This is a genomic window from Pseudoalteromonas sp. SG41-1, assembly GCF_014164575.1.
GTDB classification, from domain to species: domain Bacteria; phylum Pseudomonadota; class Gammaproteobacteria; order Enterobacterales; family Alteromonadaceae; genus Pseudoalteromonas; species Pseudoalteromonas rhizosphaerae.
In genome coordinates, this window is sequence record NZ_JACJFL010000063.1 from 1 (window position 1) to 20147 (window position 20147).

Sequence of the window (20147 nt, forward strand, 5' to 3'; positions counted from 1 at the left end):
TAACTTTACTCTCGCTAACTTTACTTTCGCTAACTTTTATAACTCCAAAAACAAAAAACCCAGCAGAAGCTGGGTTTTTGAAATTCTTGATAACGTAAATATTAACGTTTTGAGAACTGTGGACGCTTACGCGCTTTCTTAAGACCCACTTTCTTACGTTCAACTTTACGTGCATCACGAGTAACGAAACCTGCTTTACGAAGTTGTGGACGTAGTGACTCGTCAAACTCCATAAGTGCACGAGTGATACCGTGACGGATAGCACCAGCTTGACCAGTAGTACCACCACCAGCAACGGTGATGTAAAGATCAAACTTTTCAGTCATATCAACAAGCCCTAAAGCTTGACGAACAACCATGCGTGCTGTTTCGCGACCAAAATACTCTTCTAAAGAGCGATTGTTGATTACGATGTTACCAGTGCCTGGGCGTAAGAATACGCGAGCACTTGAACTTTTACGACGACCTGTACCGTAGTATTGATTTGCCATGTTAGTGCTCCTTAAATGTCTAGAACCTGAGGCTGTTGTGCAGCATGGTTGTGCTCAGTACCTGCGTAAACTTTAAGTTTACGGTACATTGCGCGGCCTAAAGGACCACGTGGCAACATGCCCTTAACAGCCTTCTCGATGATCATTTCAGGCTTTGCAGCTTGAAGTTTATCAAAAGTAGTAGACTTAAGACCACCTGGGAAACCAGAGTGAGCATAGTACACTTTATCTTTGAACTTGTTACCAGTTACAGTAACTTTCTCCGCGTTGATAACGATGATGTAATCACCAGTATCTACGTGTGGAGTGTACTCAGCTTTGTGCTTACCGCGTAGGCGATGAGCGATTTCAGTAGCGATGCGACCTAAAGTTTTACCTTCAGCGTCAACTACGTACCAGTCACGTTTTACTGTTTCTGGTTTAGCAACAAACGTTTTCATTTATAAAAATCCAATGTTTTTCAATTAAAACCACAGGTAATTATTATTAATTACCGCTCTAAATGTTTGCTCCAACCCCTTCGAGTTTAAGACTTTTGCGCCATTCAAAAGAGGCTAATCTAATGAAGGCAATAGAACGCAACGTGGCAGACGCGGGAGTATACCAGCACTTTTATCACATTGCTACTCGACGGTTGTTTTTTCCACAAGAAAATTGTTCTATCAGCTATCAAAACTTTGTCCCTATCAACTTAAGAGTCAAGAAAATATTCTCTTTACCTGACGGCTGACGGCTTATAACTTACAGCTACATTAAACCAAATGCTCTCTTGCTAGGTACTCTAACGACTGCATTTCTTGCAATCGACTAATACAACGTCTGAACTCAAAGTTAAGGTTGCCTTGCGTGTAGAGTTCCGTAATAGGTTTTTCAGCAGAAATAATAAGTGTGACGTGGCGTTCGTAAAACTCATCGACTAACGCAATAAAGCGTCTGGCGGCATCATCGTTATTTTGGCCAAGCTGTTTTACGTTCGATAAAATAACAGTGTTATATAAACGGCTTATTTCCATATAATCGACTTGGCTACGTGCGGTTTCACACAACTGAGAGAAATCAAACATCACAATACAATCAGCGACCTTACGGGTTTTGATCATTCGCCCTTCGATTTCGATGGGGTGATCGAGTTTCCCCGGCTCTGGAGATAACTTATCAAAATACTCAAACAGATTTTTATCGGCTTGTTCATCTAGTGGGCTATGAAATATCTCTGCTTGCTCTAAAGTACGCAATCGGTAATCAATGCCAGAATCCACATTCACAATCTCAGTGTTTGCATTAACAAGTGCGATTGCAGGCAAAAAGCGAGCACGCTGCAAACCATTTCGATATAACTCATCAGGTATAATGTTAGACGTTGCCACTAACACAATGCCGCGCGCAAATAAGGCTTCCATTAAACCACCAAGCAGCATGGCATCAGTAATGTCTTGCACAAAAAATTCGTCAAAGCAGATAATGTCGGTTTCAGCTTTAAAAATATCAGCCACAACTTCTAAGGGATTAGCAGTTTTGTCTAATTTTTTTAGCTCTTCGTGAACACGATGCATAAAACGATGAAAATGCACGCGCATCTTGCGTGTTCCCGGCAGCGCCTCATAGAAGGTATCAACCAAATAGGTTTTACCACGCCCTACTCCCCCCCAAAAATACAAACCTTTTATAGGCGCCGTGCTATTTTTATTAAATAGTTTAGAGAACCAGCTTCTAGCTGCGGGCTTTTGTGCTGTTAAGTCATCGAAGAGCCTTTGTAGATGACGTACTGCATTTTCTTGCGCAGCATCGTAAACAAAGTCTTCACGCTGTAAATCTTGTTGGTACTTTTGCCAAGGAGTCATAGATAGTTACAATAAAACACGGTTTAATTTACGCAATATGTTAACACGCATCGTAACTCGGGGTATATTAGCAGCAACAGGATTTATTCTTGAGTACGCAATCTAGGCGTTATTTTATTTTTATGTATTAATTCCCAAAGGGGTAGAATTATGGGTACAGTTACTTGGATCGGCATTATTGTTATTGTGGCAGTAGCTGCATTTTTCCTTGGCGCCTTCGTCACTAAAAAGCAATTTAAGCAAGATGAATTAGAGCAACAAGCAGAACAAGCTAAAAATGCATTAGAGCAATACCGTCAAGATGTTGCAGATCATTTAGCAAGCACTGGTAGACTCGTCAACAAAATGAAAGACAACTACGACCAATTGTTAAATCATGTTGATGAAACTAACAAGCTGCTACTAGCTGATAAAAAACAGCATCCTAACGAACCATTTTTTTCTAAAGAAACGACTGAGCAGCTACAGCGCTCACTAAAGGAACGCCAAAGTGACCGTTCATCGGCACATGCTCAACCTGCTGATTATGTATCAGGTGAATCAGGCTTATTCGCCGGCGAACCAAAAGTAGCCGAGCCGGACAAAGTTTAATTAAGGTTTCAGAAATTTCTAAAGCTTCTTGATGAACTTTTTTTTGACCCCATAGTCTGTTTATAAAGCAGCTTATGTTTTACATGCATTTCAAAACATTCTAAAGAGCGAACCTACTTTAAAATGTTTTGAACTAAATTGATAAAAGGCTGCTTATGCAGCCTTTTTTGTTTGTGCTTTTTCCTGTGATGTGGAGTAAACCCTGACTATGAAAATGAAATTATCGTTAATCAGTGCAGCAATGTTATCTGCCAGTTTATTATTAACCCCTGCAGTATCAATGGCTAAGATGCCTATCGCAGTCAATGGTCAACAATTACCGACGTTAGCGCCGATGCTAGAACAAATAACACCAGGCGTTGTTAGTATCCAAGTCTCCGGTTCAAAGGAAGTCCGTCGTCGCGCTGATCCGCTTGATTTCTTTTTTGGCAATCCGCAACCGCGTAGCCAAAAGCGTGAATTTAGTGGTTTAGGCTCAGGCGTTATTATTGACGCCAAAGAAGGCTATGTCGTTACCAATAACCACGTAGTTCAAGATGCTGAAAAAATGTTGGTTACTCTTGAAGATGGTCGTGAATACGAAGCAACTAAAATCGGTAGCGATAAAGAATCAGACATCGCGTTATTAAAAATTGATGCCGAGGATTTAGTCGCCGTTAAACTGGCAAACTCAGATCAACTACGAGTGGGTGACTTTGCAGTAGCGATTGGTAACCCATTTGGTTTAAGCCATACTGTTACCTCAGGGATTGTTAGTGCACTGGGCCGTAGTGGTTTAAATATTGAAGGTTATGAAGATTTTATTCAAACCGATGCTGCAATTAATCAAGGTAACTCAGGTGGTGCGTTAGTTAACTTAAACGGTGAGCTAATTGGTATTAACACGGCCATTTTAGGTGCATCGGGTGGCAATGTTGGTATCGGCTTTGCGATTCCATCCAATATGATGAAAAATCTCGTTGACCAAATTATTGAACATGGTGAAGTACGCCGTGGCTCACTAGGTATTTCTGGGCGCCCACTGGATGCTGGCCTTGCTAAAGCACAACAGCTTGATGTAAAACAAGGCGCTTATGTTATGCAAGTAATGGATGATTCTGCCGCCAGTGAAGCGGGGATTAAAGCAGGTGACGTAATTATTAGTATTGATGGTAGTGAGATCAGCGGCTTCCATGAACTGCGCAGTAAAATCGCCACGCTAGGTGAAGGCAGAAAGGTAAAATTAGGCATTTATCGTGATGGTAAAGTGCAAACCGTTAAAGTTACCCTTGATGGCGCATCAGCACTAACCGCAGCCGGTGATGAACTACATCCAGCCTTCCAAGGTGCAACTCTTGAAAACACCCAAAAGAATGGTAATAAAGGGGTTGAGGTGACAACTGTTGATCCGCGCTCACCAGCGGCTAGAGTAGGCCTTGAAGAAGGCGACGTGGTAATGCAAGTAAACCGTCAGCGTGTTGAAACAATTAGTGACATGAATAAGATCATCGAAAATACTAAAGGTAACATCGTACTTGGAGTACAACGCGGTCGTGAGTCGGTATTTGTTTTAATCCAATAAAATAAATATTAGGTAAATAACATAAATAATAGCAGTGGTACTTGCCGCTGCTATTTTTTTTGTGCCATCATTAGAAGATCGCTCATTAAGAATAAGAAAATTGTGCTGAAATTTTTTAAGTTTGTCCTCCCCCCGCTATTTGCCGGACTCGGTATCGCATTTTTGGTAGTATTTTTTAGCCCAAATATGCGTGCAACGCTGTTACCCAATGTACCCTTACCAAGTGCTATGAGTATTGACCATTTGAGCTTTGCCGATGCAGTACAGCGCGCAGCGCCATCTGTTGTGACAATCATTTCTGAGAGCATTTCAAAGGAACCTCGTTATAAACGGCAAAACACCGTGCAAGAGCTTGGCTCCGGTGTAATCATGTCAAGTGATGGCTATATTCTTACCAACTATCATGTGATCAATAATGCTGATCAAATTATGGTGCTGCTTACTGATGGCCGCCGTTATTTTGATGTTCAACTCATCGGCTTTGATACCATCACCGACTTAGCACTGTTGAAAATTAACGTGGAGCATTTGCCCGTTATTCCAATTAGTGAGCGTTTTACGCCACGTGTGGGCGATGTGGTACTGGCGATTGGTAATCCGCTTAATTTAGGACAAACAATCACCCAAGGGATCATCAGTGCCACGGGTAAACAAAAAATTACCGATAGTCCTTACAATAGCCTACTACAGATGGATGCGGCAATTAATGTCGGCAATTCAGGTGGCGCGCTAGTAAACTCTAACGGTGACTTGGTTGGGATCACCTCAGCACAATTTAAAACCCGAGAGAACCTCGATATCCAAGGCATATTCTTCGCAGTACCTTACTCATTAGCAAAAGAGGTAATGGATAAACTGATCCGTCATGGCCGTGTTGTACGTGGTTATTTGGGCTTCACCGGTACTGCCGTTGATAGTACGGGTAAAGAAGTTAGCGATAAATTCACCCCTGTTGCGGGCTTGCGTATAACCAATCTAGATCCATTAGGTCCAGCATGGCAAGCTGGTATTAAAGAACAAGATATTGTGATTAAAATTGCCGGTGAAGATGTCACTAACCCGCAAAAAACCTTGACCACAATTGGTAATTCAGAGCCGGGGCATGAAATAGAGTTTGAACTTTATCGAAGCGGAGAAGTACTAAAAGTGATGGTGAAGGTTGCAGAGTTAGAGACTAAACTATAAAACCTAGGGCCTAGAAGCTAGGACCTAGGTTCTAGGCTATTAACTACTTCGACGTTTGATGTTAGCACCTAACGCGCTGAGTTTATCTTCAATCCGTTGATAACCACGATCAACGTGGTAAATACGGTCAACAACCGTCTCACCTTGTGCCACAATACCAGTCAAAATTAGGCTCGCTGATGCACGTAAATCAGTTGCCATTACTTGTGCGCCACTCAAACTCTTAGTGTCACCACAAATTGCCGTATTCCCCTCTAAACGAATGTTAGCACCCATGCGTTGTAGTTCTGGTACATGCATAAAACGGTTTTCAAAAATCGTCTCGGTAATGGTCGCACTGCCATTAGCAACTACATTTAACGCAGTAAACTGTGCTTGCATATCGGTAGGAAAACCTGGGTGTGGCATGGTTTTGATATTAACGGCTTTAAGCTCACGGCCACGCATATCAAGATAAATACTATCTTTATGTACTTCAATCAAAGCATTAGTCGCACGCAATTTTTCAATTACAGGCTCTAAACTATGAAAATCGGTAAGCTTACATAGCACTTCACCACCCGCCATTGCTGCGGCCACTAAAAATGTGCCAGTTTCAATCCGATCTGGCAAGATGCGATGCTCACAACCATGCAACTTTTCAACACCCTCAATTTCAATACGGCTAGTGCCTGCACCGCTAATTTTTGCCCCCATTGCTGTTAAGCAAGCAGCTAAATCTATAATCTCTGGTTCACGCGCCGCGTTTTCTAATACAGTTTTGCCATCAGCTAAGGTTGCGGCCATTAATAAATTTTCGGTCGCGCCAACGCTGACCATTTCCATGTAGATTTCAGCACCTTTTAAACGCCCATCTACCTTGGCATTGATATAACCATTTTCAACGCTAATAACAGCGCCCATGCGCTCCAAACCTTGAATATGAATATCAACCGGGCGAGCACCAATTGCACAACCACCAGGAAGCGATACTTGTGCTTGACCAAAACGAGCAACCAATGGACCTAATGCTAATACTGAAGCACGCATTTGTTTGACTAACTCGTAAGGGGCTAATGTTTTATCAACTTTCCCACCATCAATCACGAGCTGTTCGCCGTGCCAGTGTATTTCTGCGCCGAGGGTTTTTAATAATGCTTCAGTAGTGCCGATATCACGCAGGCGAGGAACATTATTAAAGGTACTTTTACCGTCAGCTAATAATGCTGCAAACAAAATAGGTAAAGCGGCATTTTTAGCGCCAGAAATAGTGACTTCACCGGCAAGTCCGGTTCCACCCTGAATTACAAATTGATCCATGAGGAAACCTTTTTTATTGAGGTAAAATGAATTTTTGTTCGCGCTTCCACTCAGTTGGCGTAAATGCACGGATCGAAACTGCGTGAATTGTGCCGTCAGAAATGGTGTTCATCAACGGACCATATACCAGCTGTTGTTTTTTCACTCGGCTTAAACCATCAAAACAATCGCCGACTGCGATAACTTCATAATGACTACCGTTGGCTTTCACATGTACTTCAGCTAATTGCAATGCGTCGCGCAATAAGGTTTCGACTTGGCTTGTTTCCATAACTCTCACTCAAATAGGTTGGTAACCTGTCCCAACTGCATCAACTTTTGCAGTTGTTCAGGAATATTTTGCAATTCAAGGTGAATACCTTGCTGCTTTAATTCTGCGAAAGAGTGAATTAACCAAGCTAAGCCCGCCGTGTCAACCCTAGACACCTCAGAAAGGTCAAAATACCAGTTTTTATGGTTACTTTGTGAGTTTTTATTCAGAAGTCGTTCAGCGGAAATTGAATTTCGAGTCAATTCACCACTGACTCGATAGTGCTGTTCGTCAAGCTGAGTAACCGTTACTTTACTCATTACCGCCGTCACCTCTAAATTGCACTGGCAACTTACTTTTCTGTTCAAGTAGGTCACTTACATGGTTAATACCTTGCTGGCGCAAAATGCCTTGAAATTCACTTTGCTTGGCATCTAATAAACTAATGCCTTCGGCAACCATGTCATAAGCACGCCATTCGCCATCGCGATCTTCACGTACTTTAAAATCAATTTTAATTTCCGGCTTGCCTGGCTCGACAATTTTGGTTTTCACTAATACTAGGTCTTGTCCTGTAAACTCTTTGCTTGCACCAAACTCTACTTTTTGGTTGGTGTATTGCGTAAACACACCAGCATAAGTAGCGATTAAGTATTCTTGAAACACATCAATAAAGTGTTTAATATCCTCAACTGCTTGTTTTTGCTCGGCAGGATCTTTAATCGCACGTACTTTTGATACATGACTTCCTAATACACGCAGTGCAGCATATTTATAATCAATGTAAGGCATCAACTCTTCTTTGACAATAACCCGTAGGTGCTCCTTATCTTTTTCGATTAAAGGCTGGTCACGAGTAATACGTTGAAAAGTATTATCAGATACTTGGCGGACCATTTTATATGGGTCTGTTAAATTGACCGCATCGCTTGCTACGCTAATGGCACTGAAAGTCAGCGCAACTACCATTAAAAATTTCTTAAACATAATTACTTACTCGCCGCCTTGATTGAATAAAAATTGCCCGATTAACTCTTCAAGCACCAATGCTGATTTCGTGTCAGTGATATAGTCGCCATCATTTAAGGCTTTGCTCTCAACACCAAATAACTCGTCTAACCCTAAGTTTTTATCATCACTCGTTACCGCAACACCTAAACACGCTTGTTCAGCTGATTTTGGGGCAATAACAGGGTTAATCCCCAAGTATTGCTCACCGAGAATGCCTGATGTCAGGATTGAAACTGAGCTGGTATCTGAAAAACGACATTGATATTGCGCATCAATCGTCATATCAACAACTGGCACAAATTCTTGTGGGTGAATTGAAATTCCCTCAACTCGACCAACCACTACACCACCTACTTTAATCGGCGCACGTGTTTTTAATGAACCAATGTTTTCAAACTTGGCTTTCAATAAGTAGGTTTCGCCGTTGCCGCTGATCCCTGCATTGGCAACTTTTAACGCCAACATAGCAAAAGCTGCTATGCCTAGCGCAACAAAAAAACCAACTAAAATTTCTAATTTCCGTGAATTCATTATCTATACCTTTATTAGCTAGTAAACATTACCGCTGTCAAAATAAAATCAAACCCTAAAACAGCCAAAGATGAGTGTACAACTGTCTCTGTTGTTGCTTTACTGATCCCTTCAGAGGTCGGTATACAATCGTAGCCTTTATAAAGCGCAATCCATGTAACCACGATGGCAAATACAAAACTCTTGATCATGCCATTTAAAATATCTTGCTGGAATGACACTTGTGACTGCATGATTGACCAAAAACTCCCCGTATCAACACCCAACCAATCAACCCCCACTAAATGAGCACCAATAATTGCAACTGCTGAAAATATCAACGCCAGTAATGGCATACTGATAAAGCCCGCCCAAAAGCGTGGCGCGATAATACGTTTAAGAGGGTCAATAGCCATCATTTCAAGACTTGATAACTGCTCAGTCGCTTTCATTAAACCTATTTCTGCGGTTAATGCACTACCAGCTCGCCCGGCAAACAATAATGCAGTAACAACAGGGCCTAACTCTCTAAGTAAACTCAATGCTACTAATGGGCCTAAGCTATCCTCTGCACCATAACCAACTAGTACGGTGTAGCCTTGCAACGCCAACACCATACCAATGAATAAGCCCGACACCATGATAATCAATAGTGACTGCGAGCCGACCATATATAATTGCCGTATTAAAAGCGGCGTGCCTTTTCTAAAATTAGGCAAACTCCACAACGCACCTATCAACATCTGAGTAGAGCGACCAAGTGCAGCAAACCGTCCTAACGTTTTATGACCTAGCATTTGCAAAAAATCAAACATCAGCGGCGCCCTCCCAGTAATTCTTCTTGATAAGGTTGAGCAGGAAAATGAAACGGCACTGGGCCATCAGATAACCCTTTTAAGAACTGCTGAACTAGGGCCGATTCATGATTACGCATTTCATCCGGTGTACCGCTACCAATAACGCCTTGATCGGCAATAATGATAACGTGATCGGCAATACTCATTACTTCTGTTACATCGTGAGTTACGATTAATGATGATAACCCAAGCACTTGATTAAGCGACTTAATCAACTTAACCAACACTCCCATGGAGATAGGGTCTTGGCCTGCAAATGGCTCATCATACATAATTAATTCAGGATCAAGCGCGATTGAACGCGCTAATGCAGCACGACGTGCCATACCACCTGACAGCTCAGAAGGCATTAGATCTTGTGCGCCACGCAAGCCAACAGCTTGTAATTTCATTAGCACCACAAGGCGAATTAAATCTTCACTTAGACGAGTGTGCTCACGCAGCGGAAAAGCGATATTGTCAAACACTGACATATCGGTAAATAATGCGCCGCTTTGAAACAACATACTCATTTTGGTTCGCGCCGCATAAAGCTCTTTGCGCGACATGGTAGGAATGTTATTACCTTCGAATAAAATAGTGCCGCTATCTGGTTTTAATTGGCCACCAATTAAACGCAACATGGTGGTTTTACCAATTCCGCTTGGCCCCATAATTGCCGTAATTTTTCCTTTAGGGACACTAAAGCTCATATTTTTATATATACAGCGATTGCCCCTAGAAAAGCTTACATCCTTGATTTCTACTATTGGTTGCGACAAGTCGCTCTCCATTACTATTTTCACTAGTTCACCTATTTTAAGCGTTTTTACACCAAGATGGAAAAAACAAATCGTAAAATTTTGTAATATTCTATGTAATAGCGCTGCAAAGCTTACAGCCGTTGGCTTAACCGTCGCTTAAATAATTTTTCTCAGTCCAAATCTGTCCATAATCTAACAAGCTTCGCAGATTCTTTTATTTATACTTTCAGGTTGGCTTTTGTTACTATTTGCAGCCATCTCATTTTGAATAATTGGCGTAACGTAATGGTGACTTCTTTTGTCATTTTAATTCTCGGATTTGCAGCTCTCGTTTGGAGTGCAGATCGCTTTGTATATGGTGCTGCGGCACTGGCAAAAAATTTCGGTGTTCCTACTCTTATTGTTGGTTTAACAGTTGTTGCTATGGGCTCGTCAGCCCCTGAAATGATGGTCTCAGCATCAGCTGCGCTTGCAGGTAAAACTGACACTGCCGTGGGTAATGCCGTTGGCTCAAATATCACTAATATTTTACTTGTTTTAGGTATTACCGCGCTATTGCGCCCACTATCAGTATCATCAATGACATTAAAACGCGAAATGCCGCTTGTGCTGCTAGTGTCAATCGCCGCCTGGTATATATTTTCGGATAACTACTTTTCATTTGCTGAGGGCGTTGCATTAATCATAGGCTTTGTAGTCTTTATTGCGGGCTTAGTTATTATTTCTATTCGCGCTAAAAACCAAGCTGATGACCCATTTGTAAGTGAAGCCTGTGAAGACGTACCAGATAACGTGCCCACCAAATCGGCTTTATTTTGGTTAATTATTGGTATGATATTACTGCCTGTGAGCTCACATTTTTTAGTTGGCTCAGCAGTTGATATAGCCAAATACTTTGGCCTAAGTGATTTAGTAATAGGGTTAACCATTATTGCTATTGGCACCAGTCTGCCTGAGCTGGCAGCCTGTATTGCTGGGGTATTAAAAAACGAAGATGATTTAGCACTGGGTAATATTGTTGGCTCAAATATCTTTAACATTTTAGCTGTGTTGCCACTGGCTGGGATTATCAACCCTTCAATTATTGACCCTTCAGCTGCAAACCGTGATGCCTTAATTATGATTGGTGCCACCATAGCCCTTATAGCTATGTCCTTGAGCTTTAAAGGTACAAGACGCATTAATAGAGTTGAAGGTGGCCTGTTATTGGTCGCATTTTTAGCATATCAGAGTTATATTTTTAGCCAAGTTGCTTAATGCTACCCACAAAATGGATAACACAATGACGCAGTTAAATTTTATTGAACAAGGTAAGCGGGTGCTAGAAATAGAGCGCCAAGCACTGCTTGATATAACCCAATATCTAGACGAAAACTTTAATCAAGCTTGCCAATTGATGTATCAATGTCACGGAAGGATCATAGTAGTCGGTATGGGGAAATCTGGGCATATTGGTAATAAAATTGCTGCAACACTGGCAAGCACTGGCACGCCTGCGTTTTTTGTCCATCCGGGTGAAGCAAGTCATGGTGATTTAGGGATGATCACTCGTGATGACGTGGTTATGCTTATTTCTAACTCAGGCGAAACCAGCGAAGTACTGAATATTATTCCGGTTATTAAACGTATTGGCGCAAAAATGATCGCCATGACAGGTAACCCTGAATCATCAATGGCAAATTGGGCTGATGCTCATGTATGCATCAAAGTAAGTCAAGAGGCCTGCCCATTAGGACTCGCCCCGACTGCGAGCACGACTGCAACGCTTGCGATGGGTGATGCAATAGCCGTTGCTCTGTTAGAAACCCGAGGCTTTACTGCAGATGACTTTGCGCTATCGCATCCTGGGGGAAGTTTAGGCAAACGTTTACTATTGTGTTTAAAAGATATTATGCACAGTGGCCCAGCAACGCCTATGATCAATGACAAGCAATGTATCAAAGATGCATTAATCGAAATGTCGGCCAAGGGCTTAGGTATGACGGCCATTGTTGATGACACAGGGCAACTTGCAGGGCTTTTTACTGACGGTGATTTACGCCGAATTTTAGAGCAACGAATAGATATTCATAGCACTTTGATCAGCACTGTCATGACCCGCTCTTGCACTACAGCAACCGCGGATATGCTTGCCGCCGAGGCACTCAATATTATGGAGAATAAGCGTATCAATGGCTTAATTGTAGTTGATGATAAACACCACCCTATTGGTGCTCTTAATATGCAAGATTTGCTCAAAGCAGGAGTTTTATAATGCAGTTTGCTGACTTATATCAGCCACTTTCAGATGATGCGAGCGAGCGAGCACAAAAAATCAAACTCCTGATCTGTGATATCGATGGGGTGTTTTCAGATGGCCGCATTTATCTTGGCAATCAAGGTGAAGAACTCAAAGCGTTTAATACTAAAGATGGTTTTGGTATCAAAGCACTGATCAATAGCGGTTTTGAAGTTGCCGTGATCACCGGTCGTCATTCACAGATAGTTCAGCAACGGATGACTAGCCTGACAGTACCGCATATTTACCAAGGTCAAGAAAACAAGTTGCAAGCTTATCAACAGCTCAAAGATAAATTGCAGTTAAGCGATGAACAAATCGCTTACATAGGCGATGACGGACCTGACTTGCCGGTAATGGAATTAGTTGGTTTTGCGGTGGCAGTAAATGATGCTCACCCTTTGATCAAGCGAGTTTCACATTATACAACCATGCTCCCTGGTGGTTTTGGAGCGGTGCGTGAACTCACTGATTTATTAATGCTCGAAAATGGTAAATCATTAACTAGCGAAGGCACAAGCTCATGAATAGTGCGCGTTTAATATTATGCGTATTATTTGTCGGCTGTATGGTATGGCTGTGGTATCCGTATTTTTATCAAAGCACTGCCATAAAACAAAACCAAGAAGATATAATAGCAAAACCTGATTATACTGCGGTGGCATTAAAACAAACCGCGTTTGATGAACAAGGTAAAATTAGCCACAAAGTAACAGCTGCAAAAATGGAACTTTACCAACAGTTAGGGTTTACTTACTTTGAACAACCTATTTTTACACTCTATAATCAACAGCAAACGTGGCAAATTAATGCCGATGAAGCCACCCTATATGAAAATCATCAATTAATTTTAGAAGGTAATGTGGTTGCTAAAAACCTGACCAATAATGCCATGATTGAACATATAAACGCAGATAATATTCAGGTTGATATTGAACTACAAACCATGAGTTCAGAACAACCAGTTGAATTAATCGGACCAAATTTAAAGATCACTGGGCGCGGCCTCCATGCCGACTTAAAAGCCGAAGTGGTAGAACTAATTAACCATACGCGAACCATATATTATGACCAATAAATTTGCTCACTTGCTTGTGATACCAAGCTTACTCATTGCCTTTGCAAGCTTTGCTGAAAATACGGCACCACCTGCGGATCAAGTCTCTATCAGTGCTGAAAAGCAGCTTGCCCAACTGAAAGATAATATCGGTATTTTTGAAAAAAATGTTGAAATCATTCATGGTAACCGCCGTATCAAAGCGGATCGACTTGAAGTCCATAAGCGCGAAGATTTAGGCAATAACAAACAATTGCTTGTTGCAACTGGTAACCCTGCTTACTTTGAAGAAAAACAAACTGATGGCACAATAATGAGCGCCAGTGCTGATGAAGTCCGTTACGATGTCGCCAAGCGCTATTTAACGTTAATTGGTAATGCACAAGTCACTCAAGCAGGTCAAAAAATTAATGCCAAAAGCATTACCTATGATATGGACCAACAGCTGATCAGTGCTGAAAAAGGCGCAAGCTCAAACGATCGCGTACACACTATTTTGGTACCTGTTGACAGTAAAAAAGACAAACCTAAAGGGCAGCCATGAGTATATTAAAAGCTGAATTTTTAGCAAAAAGCTATAAAGGTCGCCAAGTTGTAAAAAGCGTGGGTTTAGAAGTTAGCGCAGGCAGCATTGTTGGCTTACTGGGTCCTAATGGCGCAGGTAAAACCACCACTTTTTATATGATTGTGGGTTTAGTACCTAGCGACAAAGGTAAAATAAGTATTGATGATAATGACATCACTTTACTCCCAATGCACAGTCGCGCACGGTTAGGGATTGGCTACTTACCACAAGAATCATCCATCTTTCGTAAGTTAACTGTTTATCAAAACCTGATGGCTATTTTAGAAACTCGTAAAGAGCTGAATAAACAAGCCAGAGAAGAAGCACTAGACAGCTTACTTGATGAGTTTAGCATTCAACATATTCGCGACAGCCAAGGTATGGCATTATCTGGTGGTGAACGTCGTCGAGTTGAAATTGCACGCGCTTTAGCCGCAAATCCAAAATTTATCTTACTTGATGAGCCTTTTGCTGGCGTTGATCCTATTTCAGTGTTAGATATAAAGAAGATTATTGAACACCTTAAAAACCGTGGTATTGGCGTACTTATTACCGACCACAATGTACGAGAAACCCTTGATGTTTGTGAAAAAGCCTACATAGTTTCTCATGGGGAGTTAATTGCATCAGGTACCCCTGAGCATGTACTTGCCGACCAAACAGTCCGCGATGTTTACCTGGGCGAGCAATTTAGGCTATAAAGCCACGCTCGGCTAAGTATCTGCTAGACTTAACGATGATAACAATAAAAGGATTGTTAGAGATACATGAGGCAATCACTCCAGCTGCGCATGGGCCAGCAACTTACAATGACACCACAGCTGCAACAAGCAATTCGCTTATTGCAACTCAGTACATTGGATCTCCAGCAAGAAATTCAAGAAGCACTCGACAGCAATCCATTGTTAGAGCTAGAAGAGCATGAATATTCAGACGACACGGCTGGTAAAAACGAACAAAAACAAGACAACGATGACTTAACCGTTAGTGCATCAGCAGACGACAAGCCCAGCGAATATGAACAAGAAAGTAGCGAAGCATTAAGCAAAGAGACTTTAAGTGACGAAATGGCTATGGACGTCACCTGGGACGAATACATGAGTGCTGCGCCAAATACGTCATCCGGCCCAATGCCTGAAGATGAGTCAATTTATCAAGGTGCTTCAACTGAAACCCTGCACGAATATCTGATGTGGCAATTACAGCTCACACCTTTTAGTCCAACCGATGAAGCTATTGCCATTGCGATTGTTGAAGCTGTTGACGATTCAGGTATTTTAACCTTGAGCTGCGAAGACATCGCAGAGAGCTTAAATCAAGGTAATAACGAAGAAGAAATCGAACTAGACGAAGTGCAAGCAGTGTTAAAACGCATTCAGTTATTTGACCCTGTTGGTATTGCTGCGCGCAGCCTACAAGAATGTTTATGTATTCAATTAAATCAATTTGATCCTGCAACTCCTTGGATTAGCGAGACTAAAATGATTTTAACTGATCATATCGATTTATTAGCTAGTCGTGACTATCGCACTTTGATGAAAAAGACTAAGCTTAAAGAAGATGAGCTGAAAGAAGTAATGACACTGATCCACAGCCTTAATCCAAAGCCTGCGGATACTATAGTACGCGAAGAATCAGAGTATGTTATACCTGATGTTTCGGTGAAAAAAATTAAAGGTCGCTGGGTGGTTGAACTTAATCCAGACAGCATGCCAAAAATTAGAGTGAACAGCCAATATGCGGCAATGTCACGCTCAGTAAAATCAAGCACTGACAGCCAATTTATACGTTCGCATTTGCAAGAAGCTAAATGGTTTATTAAAAGCCTAGAAAGTCGTAACGAGACGTTACTCAAAGTAACTAACTGCATTGTAAAACAACAGCAGGGATTCTTTGAGCATGGCCCTGAAGCAATGCGACCTATGGTACTAAACGACGTTGCTGAAATGGTTGAGATGCACGAATCAACAATATCTCGCGTAACGACACAAAAGTACATGCATACCCCCCGTGGTATTTTTGAGTTAAAGTATTTTTTCTCAAGTCATGTAAGCACTGAGAACGGCGGCGAATGCTCTTCGACAGCTATTCGAGCATTGATCAGAAAATTGATCAGTGCAGAAAACTCAGCGAAACCATTGAGTGATAGTAAGATTGCAGATATATTGGCAGAGCAAGGTATCAAAGTAGCTAGACGGACTATTGCAAAATACCGCGAGTCGCTGGCTATTCCACCGTCAAATCAACGTAAAAGTTTGATTTAAGGCGTAAAATCACAAGAGGAAAATGCTTATGCAACTAAATTTAACTGGTCGTCACGTAGAAATTACTGATTCATTAAGAGACTATGTAAACAATAAGTTTGCCAAGCTTGAAAGGCATTTTGATCATATCAATAATGTCCATGTTATTCTTGATGTAGAAAAACTAAGCCAAAAAGCAGAGGCCACATTACATGTCAGTGGCGCTGAATTATTTGCCTCGACTGAGCACCAAGACATGTATGCAGCTATTGACGGACTAATCGATAAACTTGATCGTCAAGTAATTAAACACAAAGAGAAGCACGCTCGACACTAACACTATGAAATTAAGCTCACTTATTTGTCAGGACTGCAGTAAAGCTGCGGTCCTTTTTAATAGCAAAAAACGGATCATTGAATTTATAAGCCAATTGGCTCATGAACAGCTCCCTCAGCTATCACAACAAGAAATCCTCAACGCACTACTATCGAGAGAGAAACTAGGTAGTACCGGTATTGGTCGTGGTATTGCTATCCCTCATGGCCGTATGAGTGGTGTTGAAAACCCGCTAGCAATAATTTTAGTGAGTGAATCACCGGTTGATTTTGATGCGATTGATAATCGCCCAGTTGATATATTTGTAGCCCTCATCGTACCAGATGGTGACAGCCAACTTCATTTGAAGACGTTAGCCACAATTGCTGATAAACTCAATAACAAAGATTTTTGTAAACAACTACGTAGCGCAAAAACAGACCAAGATTTGTATCATGTAATTGCAGCTCAGTCGTAGTCATACCAATTGTATTGTATTGAATTAGAGAGTAATTATTGCAACAGGAAAATAGCTCTAGAACAAGGTGGAAATTATGAGATATAGTTGTTCTATATAAATAATTTTAAACAAAGTTAGTGGGTTATTTAACAAGCAAGAATGAGCATGTTTTTAATAAAATTGGTATTAAATGAAGGAGAATTTACATGGAGTTAATCATCATCAGTGGGCGTTCTGGCTCAGGTAAATCTGTTGCTTTACGTGTAGTAGAAGATCTTGGCTATTATTGTGTAGATAATATTCCAGTTAACTTATTACCGTCATTAGTACGCAGTGTCTCTGATAATTACGACAAAATAGCCGTCAGTATCGATGTTCGTAATTTACCGAAAGAGCAGGAAGAATTTAACGACATTCTTGAATACTTGCCTGGTTTTGCAAATCCGACGCTATTTTATTTAGACAGTGATGATCAAACCCTGATCAAACGCTTTTCTGAAACCCGCCGCTTACACCCATTATCTTTGGATTCTTTGCCACTGGATTTAGCCATCAAGCAAGAAAAAGTGTTGCTTGATGTATTAACTACTCGTGCTGATTTCATGCTTGATACCACAGATCTCAGTGTCCACCAGCTTGCTGAGTCAATCCGTGAAAAGATTTTAGGGAAAAAAGATAAAAAACTAATCATCACCTTTGAATCATTTGGTTTTAAGCATGGTATTCCAAAAGAAGCCGATTATGTATTTGATGCACGTTTTTTACCTAATCCACACTGGGAGCCTGAGTTAAAACCGCTCACAGGCCTGGATCAACCAGTAAAAGATTATTTAGCCAGTCACAGTATCGTGCAAAAATTCACTTGGCAGATCCAAACCTTTGTACAAACTTGGTTACCGCACTTAGAACGTAATAACCGCAGTTACTTAACAATTGCTATTGGTTGCACCGGTGGTCAACATCGCTCAGTTTATCTAGCGCAAACTATAGGTGAAAGCTTCTCGATGAGCCACAGTAATGTGAAAATTCGCCATCGTGAACAAGAATAACAACTCACGTTTACAGTAAGGAATGTTGATGCGCTTAGAAGATACATTTTTAATAAAAAACAAACTCGGTTTACATGCTCGCGCAGCCAGCGTATTAGCGCAATTAGCTGTGCAGTTTGATGCCAGCATCACACTTCATCAAGATGACAAACAAGCCGCAGGCGACAGCGTACTGGGCTTAATGCTATTAGAAAGTAGCCAAGGCAAAGAAGTTAAAGTTGTATGTGAGGGCCCGGACGCTGAACCTGCTCTTGCAGCAATTGGTGAGTTGATCGCACAACGCTTTAACGAACAAGAATAGCTCGTAGTCAGTACCACTAAATTGCGTTAAACTGAATAAAGTCGTTAATTAAACAGACCAAGCGCGTTAATTATCGACAACAGTTACCCTACCTATCAAGTGTATTAATTTTTTAAGGACGCCAATGCCAGAAGCTTTTGAACAAGATTACCCACTACAACAACTAAAACAAGTGACCAAGTCACTTAACAGTGGTCAATTTGTTCAAGTAAGGCGTATGTTGGCAAAAACAGCTCCGTGTGACACCGCATTATTACTCGAGTCATCCCCGCATAAGATTCGTACCTTATTATGGCAACTGGTTGATCCAGATGTACAAGGTGACGTACTTGAAGAACTCTCAGAAGATGTTCGTTTAGGGATCATTGCCCAAATGGAGCCGAAGCACATCGCTGCGGCAACTGAGGACATGAGTCACGATGATCTAGGGGAAGTACTACGTAGCCTACCTGATACCGTCTACAAAGACGTTGTTAGTGCCATGGACAGCCAAGATCGAGAACGTGCAACTCAAGCACTCTCTTATCAAGAGCGCTCTGCTGGCGCGCTGATGAACACAGATACAGTGACCATCCGCCCTGATGTCACTATCGACGTAGTACTGCGCTACTTACGTTTACGTGGTGAGCTACCAGAAGGTACCGATGATCTTTATGTTGTTGATAAACATAACTGCTTTATAGGTGCCATGTCGTTAACGACCTTGTTGACTAACTCGCCAGATAAAATCATTCGCGACTTAATGGATGAAGATTGTGAATCTATCCTCATTTCGATGGATGAAACCGATGTAGCACAACTGTTTGAACGTCATAACTGGATATCAGCACCAGTGGTTGATGATAATGACCATCTACTTGGCCGTATCACCATCGATGATATCGTTGACGTTATCCGTGAAGACGCCGAGCATAGCTTATTAAGCCTAGCCGGTCTTGATGATGAAGAAGATACCTTTGCCCCAGTGTTAAAAAGTTCGAAAAAGCGCTCAATTTGGCTTGGCGTTAACTTGTTAACCGCGCTACTTGCTGCGATTGTGGCAAGCTTCTTTGAAAACACTTTAGCAATTTTACCTATTCTAGCAGTACTCAACGGTATAGTGCCATCCATGGGTGGTGTTGCGGGCAGCCAAACATTAACACTCGTAATACGTGGTATTGCAGTGGGTCATATCAACCAAACTAACCAACGCTTTTTACTGATCAAAGAGCTTGCAATCGGCGCAATAAACGGAATTGTTTGGTCTATTTTAATTGCCGGTGTTGTTGCTATTTGGCAATGGGACTTTAAGCTTGGCGGCGTACTCGCCTTTGCCATGTTTATGAACTTAGTAGCCGCAGGTATCGCCGGTGCCAGTATTCCGCTGCTATTGAAAAAAATGAAAATTGATCCTGCATTAGCTGGCAGCGTGGTACTGACAACCGTAACCGATATTGTAGGTATATTCGCCTTCCTAGGCACTGCGACATGGTTGTTGGTGTAGATAGAAATAGAGGTTCTAGGTTCTAGGTTCTAGGTTCTAGGTTCTAGGTTTACATC

25 protein-coding genes are annotated in these 20147 nt (G+C 41.6%); 15 read left to right on the plus strand and 10 right to left on the minus strand.

Annotated features, from left to right (window positions below):
* Positions 1-101 precede the first annotated feature (101 nt).
* From rpsI to zapE, 3 genes are all read right to left on the minus strand, one after another.
* A complete protein-coding gene (gene rpsI / locus H5203_RS20770; protein ID WP_016710054.1) occupies positions 102-491 on the minus strand; it encodes a 30S ribosomal protein S9 in 390 nt (129 codons plus the stop codon).
* Positions 492-502: 11 nt separating this feature from the next.
* A complete protein-coding gene (gene rplM / locus H5203_RS20775; protein ID WP_002957960.1) occupies positions 503-931 on the minus strand; it encodes a 50S ribosomal protein L13 in 429 nt (142 codons plus the stop codon).
* A 312-nt stretch (positions 932-1243) separates the two neighbouring features.
* Complete coding sequence (gene zapE / locus H5203_RS20780) at positions 1244-2332, minus strand: cell division protein ZapE (protein WP_182820235.1); 1089 nt, start codon at positions 2330-2332, stop codon at positions 1244-1246.
* 150 nt (positions 2333-2482) lie between these two features.
* Here zapE and H5203_RS20785 point away from each other — a divergent pair, with 150 nt between their 5' ends.
* From H5203_RS20785 to H5203_RS20795, 3 genes are all read left to right on the plus strand, one after another.
* Entirely contained in the window at positions 2483-2923 is a 441-nt protein-coding gene (locus H5203_RS20785) for a YhcB family protein (RefSeq protein WP_145236792.1), read from the plus strand.
* A gap of 208 nt (positions 2924-3131) precedes the next feature.
* Positions 3132-4484, plus strand: a complete 1353-nt coding sequence (locus H5203_RS20790) for a Do family serine endopeptidase (protein WP_182732389.1) — start codon at positions 3132-3134, stop codon at positions 4482-4484.
* Between the two features lie 102 nt (positions 4485-4586).
* Positions 4587-5669 carry a trypsin-like peptidase domain-containing protein gene (locus H5203_RS20795; protein WP_145236786.1) on the plus strand — a complete coding sequence of 361 codons (1083 nt, stop codon included), beginning with the start codon at positions 4587-4589 and terminating at the stop codon, positions 5667-5669.
* Between the two features lie 39 nt (positions 5670-5708).
* On the opposite strand, the gene murA is transcribed toward H5203_RS20795, so the two are convergent.
* Genes murA through mlaF form a run of 7 tightly spaced genes read right to left on the minus strand, consistent with a single transcriptional unit; the run spans position 5709 to position 10369 of the window.
* A complete protein-coding gene (gene murA, locus H5203_RS20800) occupies positions 5709-6968 on the minus strand; it encodes a UDP-N-acetylglucosamine 1-carboxyvinyltransferase (protein WP_145236783.1) in 1260 nt (419 codons plus the stop codon).
* A 13-nt stretch (positions 6969-6981) separates the two neighbouring features.
* The gene (locus H5203_RS20805; protein WP_145236780.1) at positions 6982-7239 is read right to left on the minus strand and encodes a BolA family protein; all 258 of its coding nucleotides are present in this window, start codon (positions 7237-7239) and stop codon (positions 6982-6984) included.
* Between the two features lie 5 nt (positions 7240-7244).
* On the minus strand, positions 7245-7538 hold the full coding sequence (locus H5203_RS20810; protein WP_145236776.1) for a lipid asymmetry maintenance protein MlaB: 294 nt from the start codon (positions 7536-7538) through the stop codon (positions 7245-7247).
* Positions 7531-8205 (minus strand): phospholipid-binding protein MlaC, encoded by a 675-nt coding sequence (locus H5203_RS20815; protein WP_145236773.1) that lies wholly within the window; start codon positions 8203-8205, stop codon positions 7531-7533. The genes H5203_RS20810 and H5203_RS20815 overlap by 8 nt, the downstream gene beginning before the upstream one ends.
* A gap of 6 nt (positions 8206-8211) precedes the next feature.
* A complete protein-coding gene (mlaD, locus tag H5203_RS20820; protein ID WP_182732388.1) occupies positions 8212-8760 on the minus strand; it encodes an outer membrane lipid asymmetry maintenance protein MlaD in 549 nt (182 codons plus the stop codon).
* A 14-nt stretch (positions 8761-8774) separates the two neighbouring features.
* Positions 8775-9554, minus strand: coding sequence for a lipid asymmetry maintenance ABC transporter permease subunit MlaE (gene mlaE, locus H5203_RS20825; RefSeq protein WP_145236765.1), 780 nt, complete (start codon positions 9552-9554; stop codon positions 8775-8777).
* On the minus strand, positions 9554-10369 hold the full coding sequence (gene mlaF, locus H5203_RS20830) for a phospholipid ABC transporter ATP-binding protein MlaF (protein ID WP_182732390.1): 816 nt from the start codon (positions 10367-10369) through the stop codon (positions 9554-9556). Before mlaF ends, mlaE begins: the two co-directional genes overlap by 1 nt.
* 255 nt (positions 10370-10624) lie before the next feature.
* On the opposite strand from mlaF, the gene H5203_RS20835 reads away from it, so the two are divergent.
* The 12 genes from H5203_RS20835 to mgtE all read left to right on the plus strand — a co-directional run bounded on the left by H5203_RS20835 (position 10625) and on the right by mgtE (position 20091).
* Positions 10625-11596, plus strand: coding sequence for a calcium/sodium antiporter (locus H5203_RS20835; protein ID WP_145236761.1), 972 nt, complete (start codon positions 10625-10627; stop codon positions 11594-11596).
* Positions 11597-11621: 25 nt separating this feature from the next.
* Positions 11622-12593 (plus strand): KpsF/GutQ family sugar-phosphate isomerase, encoded by a 972-nt coding sequence (locus tag H5203_RS20840; RefSeq protein WP_145236758.1) that lies wholly within the window; start codon positions 11622-11624, stop codon positions 12591-12593.
* On the plus strand, positions 12593-13144 hold the full coding sequence (gene kdsC / locus H5203_RS20845; RefSeq protein WP_145236755.1) for a 3-deoxy-manno-octulosonate-8-phosphatase KdsC: 552 nt from the start codon (positions 12593-12595) through the stop codon (positions 13142-13144). The genes H5203_RS20840 and kdsC overlap by 1 nt, the downstream gene beginning before the upstream one ends.
* Positions 13141-13695, plus strand: a complete 555-nt coding sequence (gene lptC, locus H5203_RS20850; protein ID WP_145236752.1) for an LPS export ABC transporter periplasmic protein LptC — start codon at positions 13141-13143, stop codon at positions 13693-13695. The genes kdsC and lptC overlap by 4 nt, the downstream gene beginning before the upstream one ends.
* The gene (gene lptA / locus H5203_RS20855) at positions 13685-14218 is read left to right on the plus strand and encodes a lipopolysaccharide transport periplasmic protein LptA (RefSeq protein WP_182820236.1); all 534 of its coding nucleotides are present in this window, start codon (positions 13685-13687) and stop codon (positions 14216-14218) included. Before lptC ends, lptA begins: the two co-directional genes overlap by 11 nt.
* Entirely contained in the window at positions 14215-14940 is a 726-nt protein-coding gene (gene lptB, locus H5203_RS20860) for an LPS export ABC transporter ATP-binding protein (protein WP_145236746.1), read from the plus strand. Before lptA ends, lptB begins: the two co-directional genes overlap by 4 nt.
* Positions 14941-15006: 66 nt before the next feature.
* A complete protein-coding gene (locus H5203_RS20865; protein WP_145236743.1) occupies positions 15007-16503 on the plus strand; it encodes an RNA polymerase factor sigma-54 in 1497 nt (498 codons plus the stop codon).
* A gap of 28 nt (positions 16504-16531) precedes the next feature.
* Positions 16532-16819, plus strand: a complete 288-nt coding sequence (gene hpf, locus H5203_RS20870; protein WP_145236739.1) for a ribosome hibernation promoting factor — start codon at positions 16532-16534, stop codon at positions 16817-16819.
* A 4-nt stretch (positions 16820-16823) separates the two neighbouring features.
* Complete coding sequence (gene ptsN, locus H5203_RS20875; protein ID WP_145236736.1) at positions 16824-17276, plus strand: PTS IIA-like nitrogen regulatory protein PtsN; 453 nt, start codon at positions 16824-16826, stop codon at positions 17274-17276.
* A gap of 188 nt (positions 17277-17464) precedes the next feature.
* Positions 17465-18307, plus strand: a complete 843-nt coding sequence (rapZ, locus tag H5203_RS20880) for an RNase adapter RapZ (RefSeq protein WP_145236732.1) — start codon at positions 17465-17467, stop codon at positions 18305-18307.
* A 28-nt stretch (positions 18308-18335) separates the two neighbouring features.
* On the plus strand, positions 18336-18608 hold the full coding sequence (locus tag H5203_RS20885; protein ID WP_064667815.1) for an HPr family phosphocarrier protein: 273 nt from the start codon (positions 18336-18338) through the stop codon (positions 18606-18608).
* A gap of 124 nt (positions 18609-18732) precedes the next feature.
* Positions 18733-20091, plus strand: a complete 1359-nt coding sequence (gene mgtE, locus H5203_RS20890; RefSeq protein ID WP_145236729.1) for a magnesium transporter — start codon at positions 18733-18735, stop codon at positions 20089-20091.
* Positions 20092-20147 lie beyond the last annotated feature (56 nt).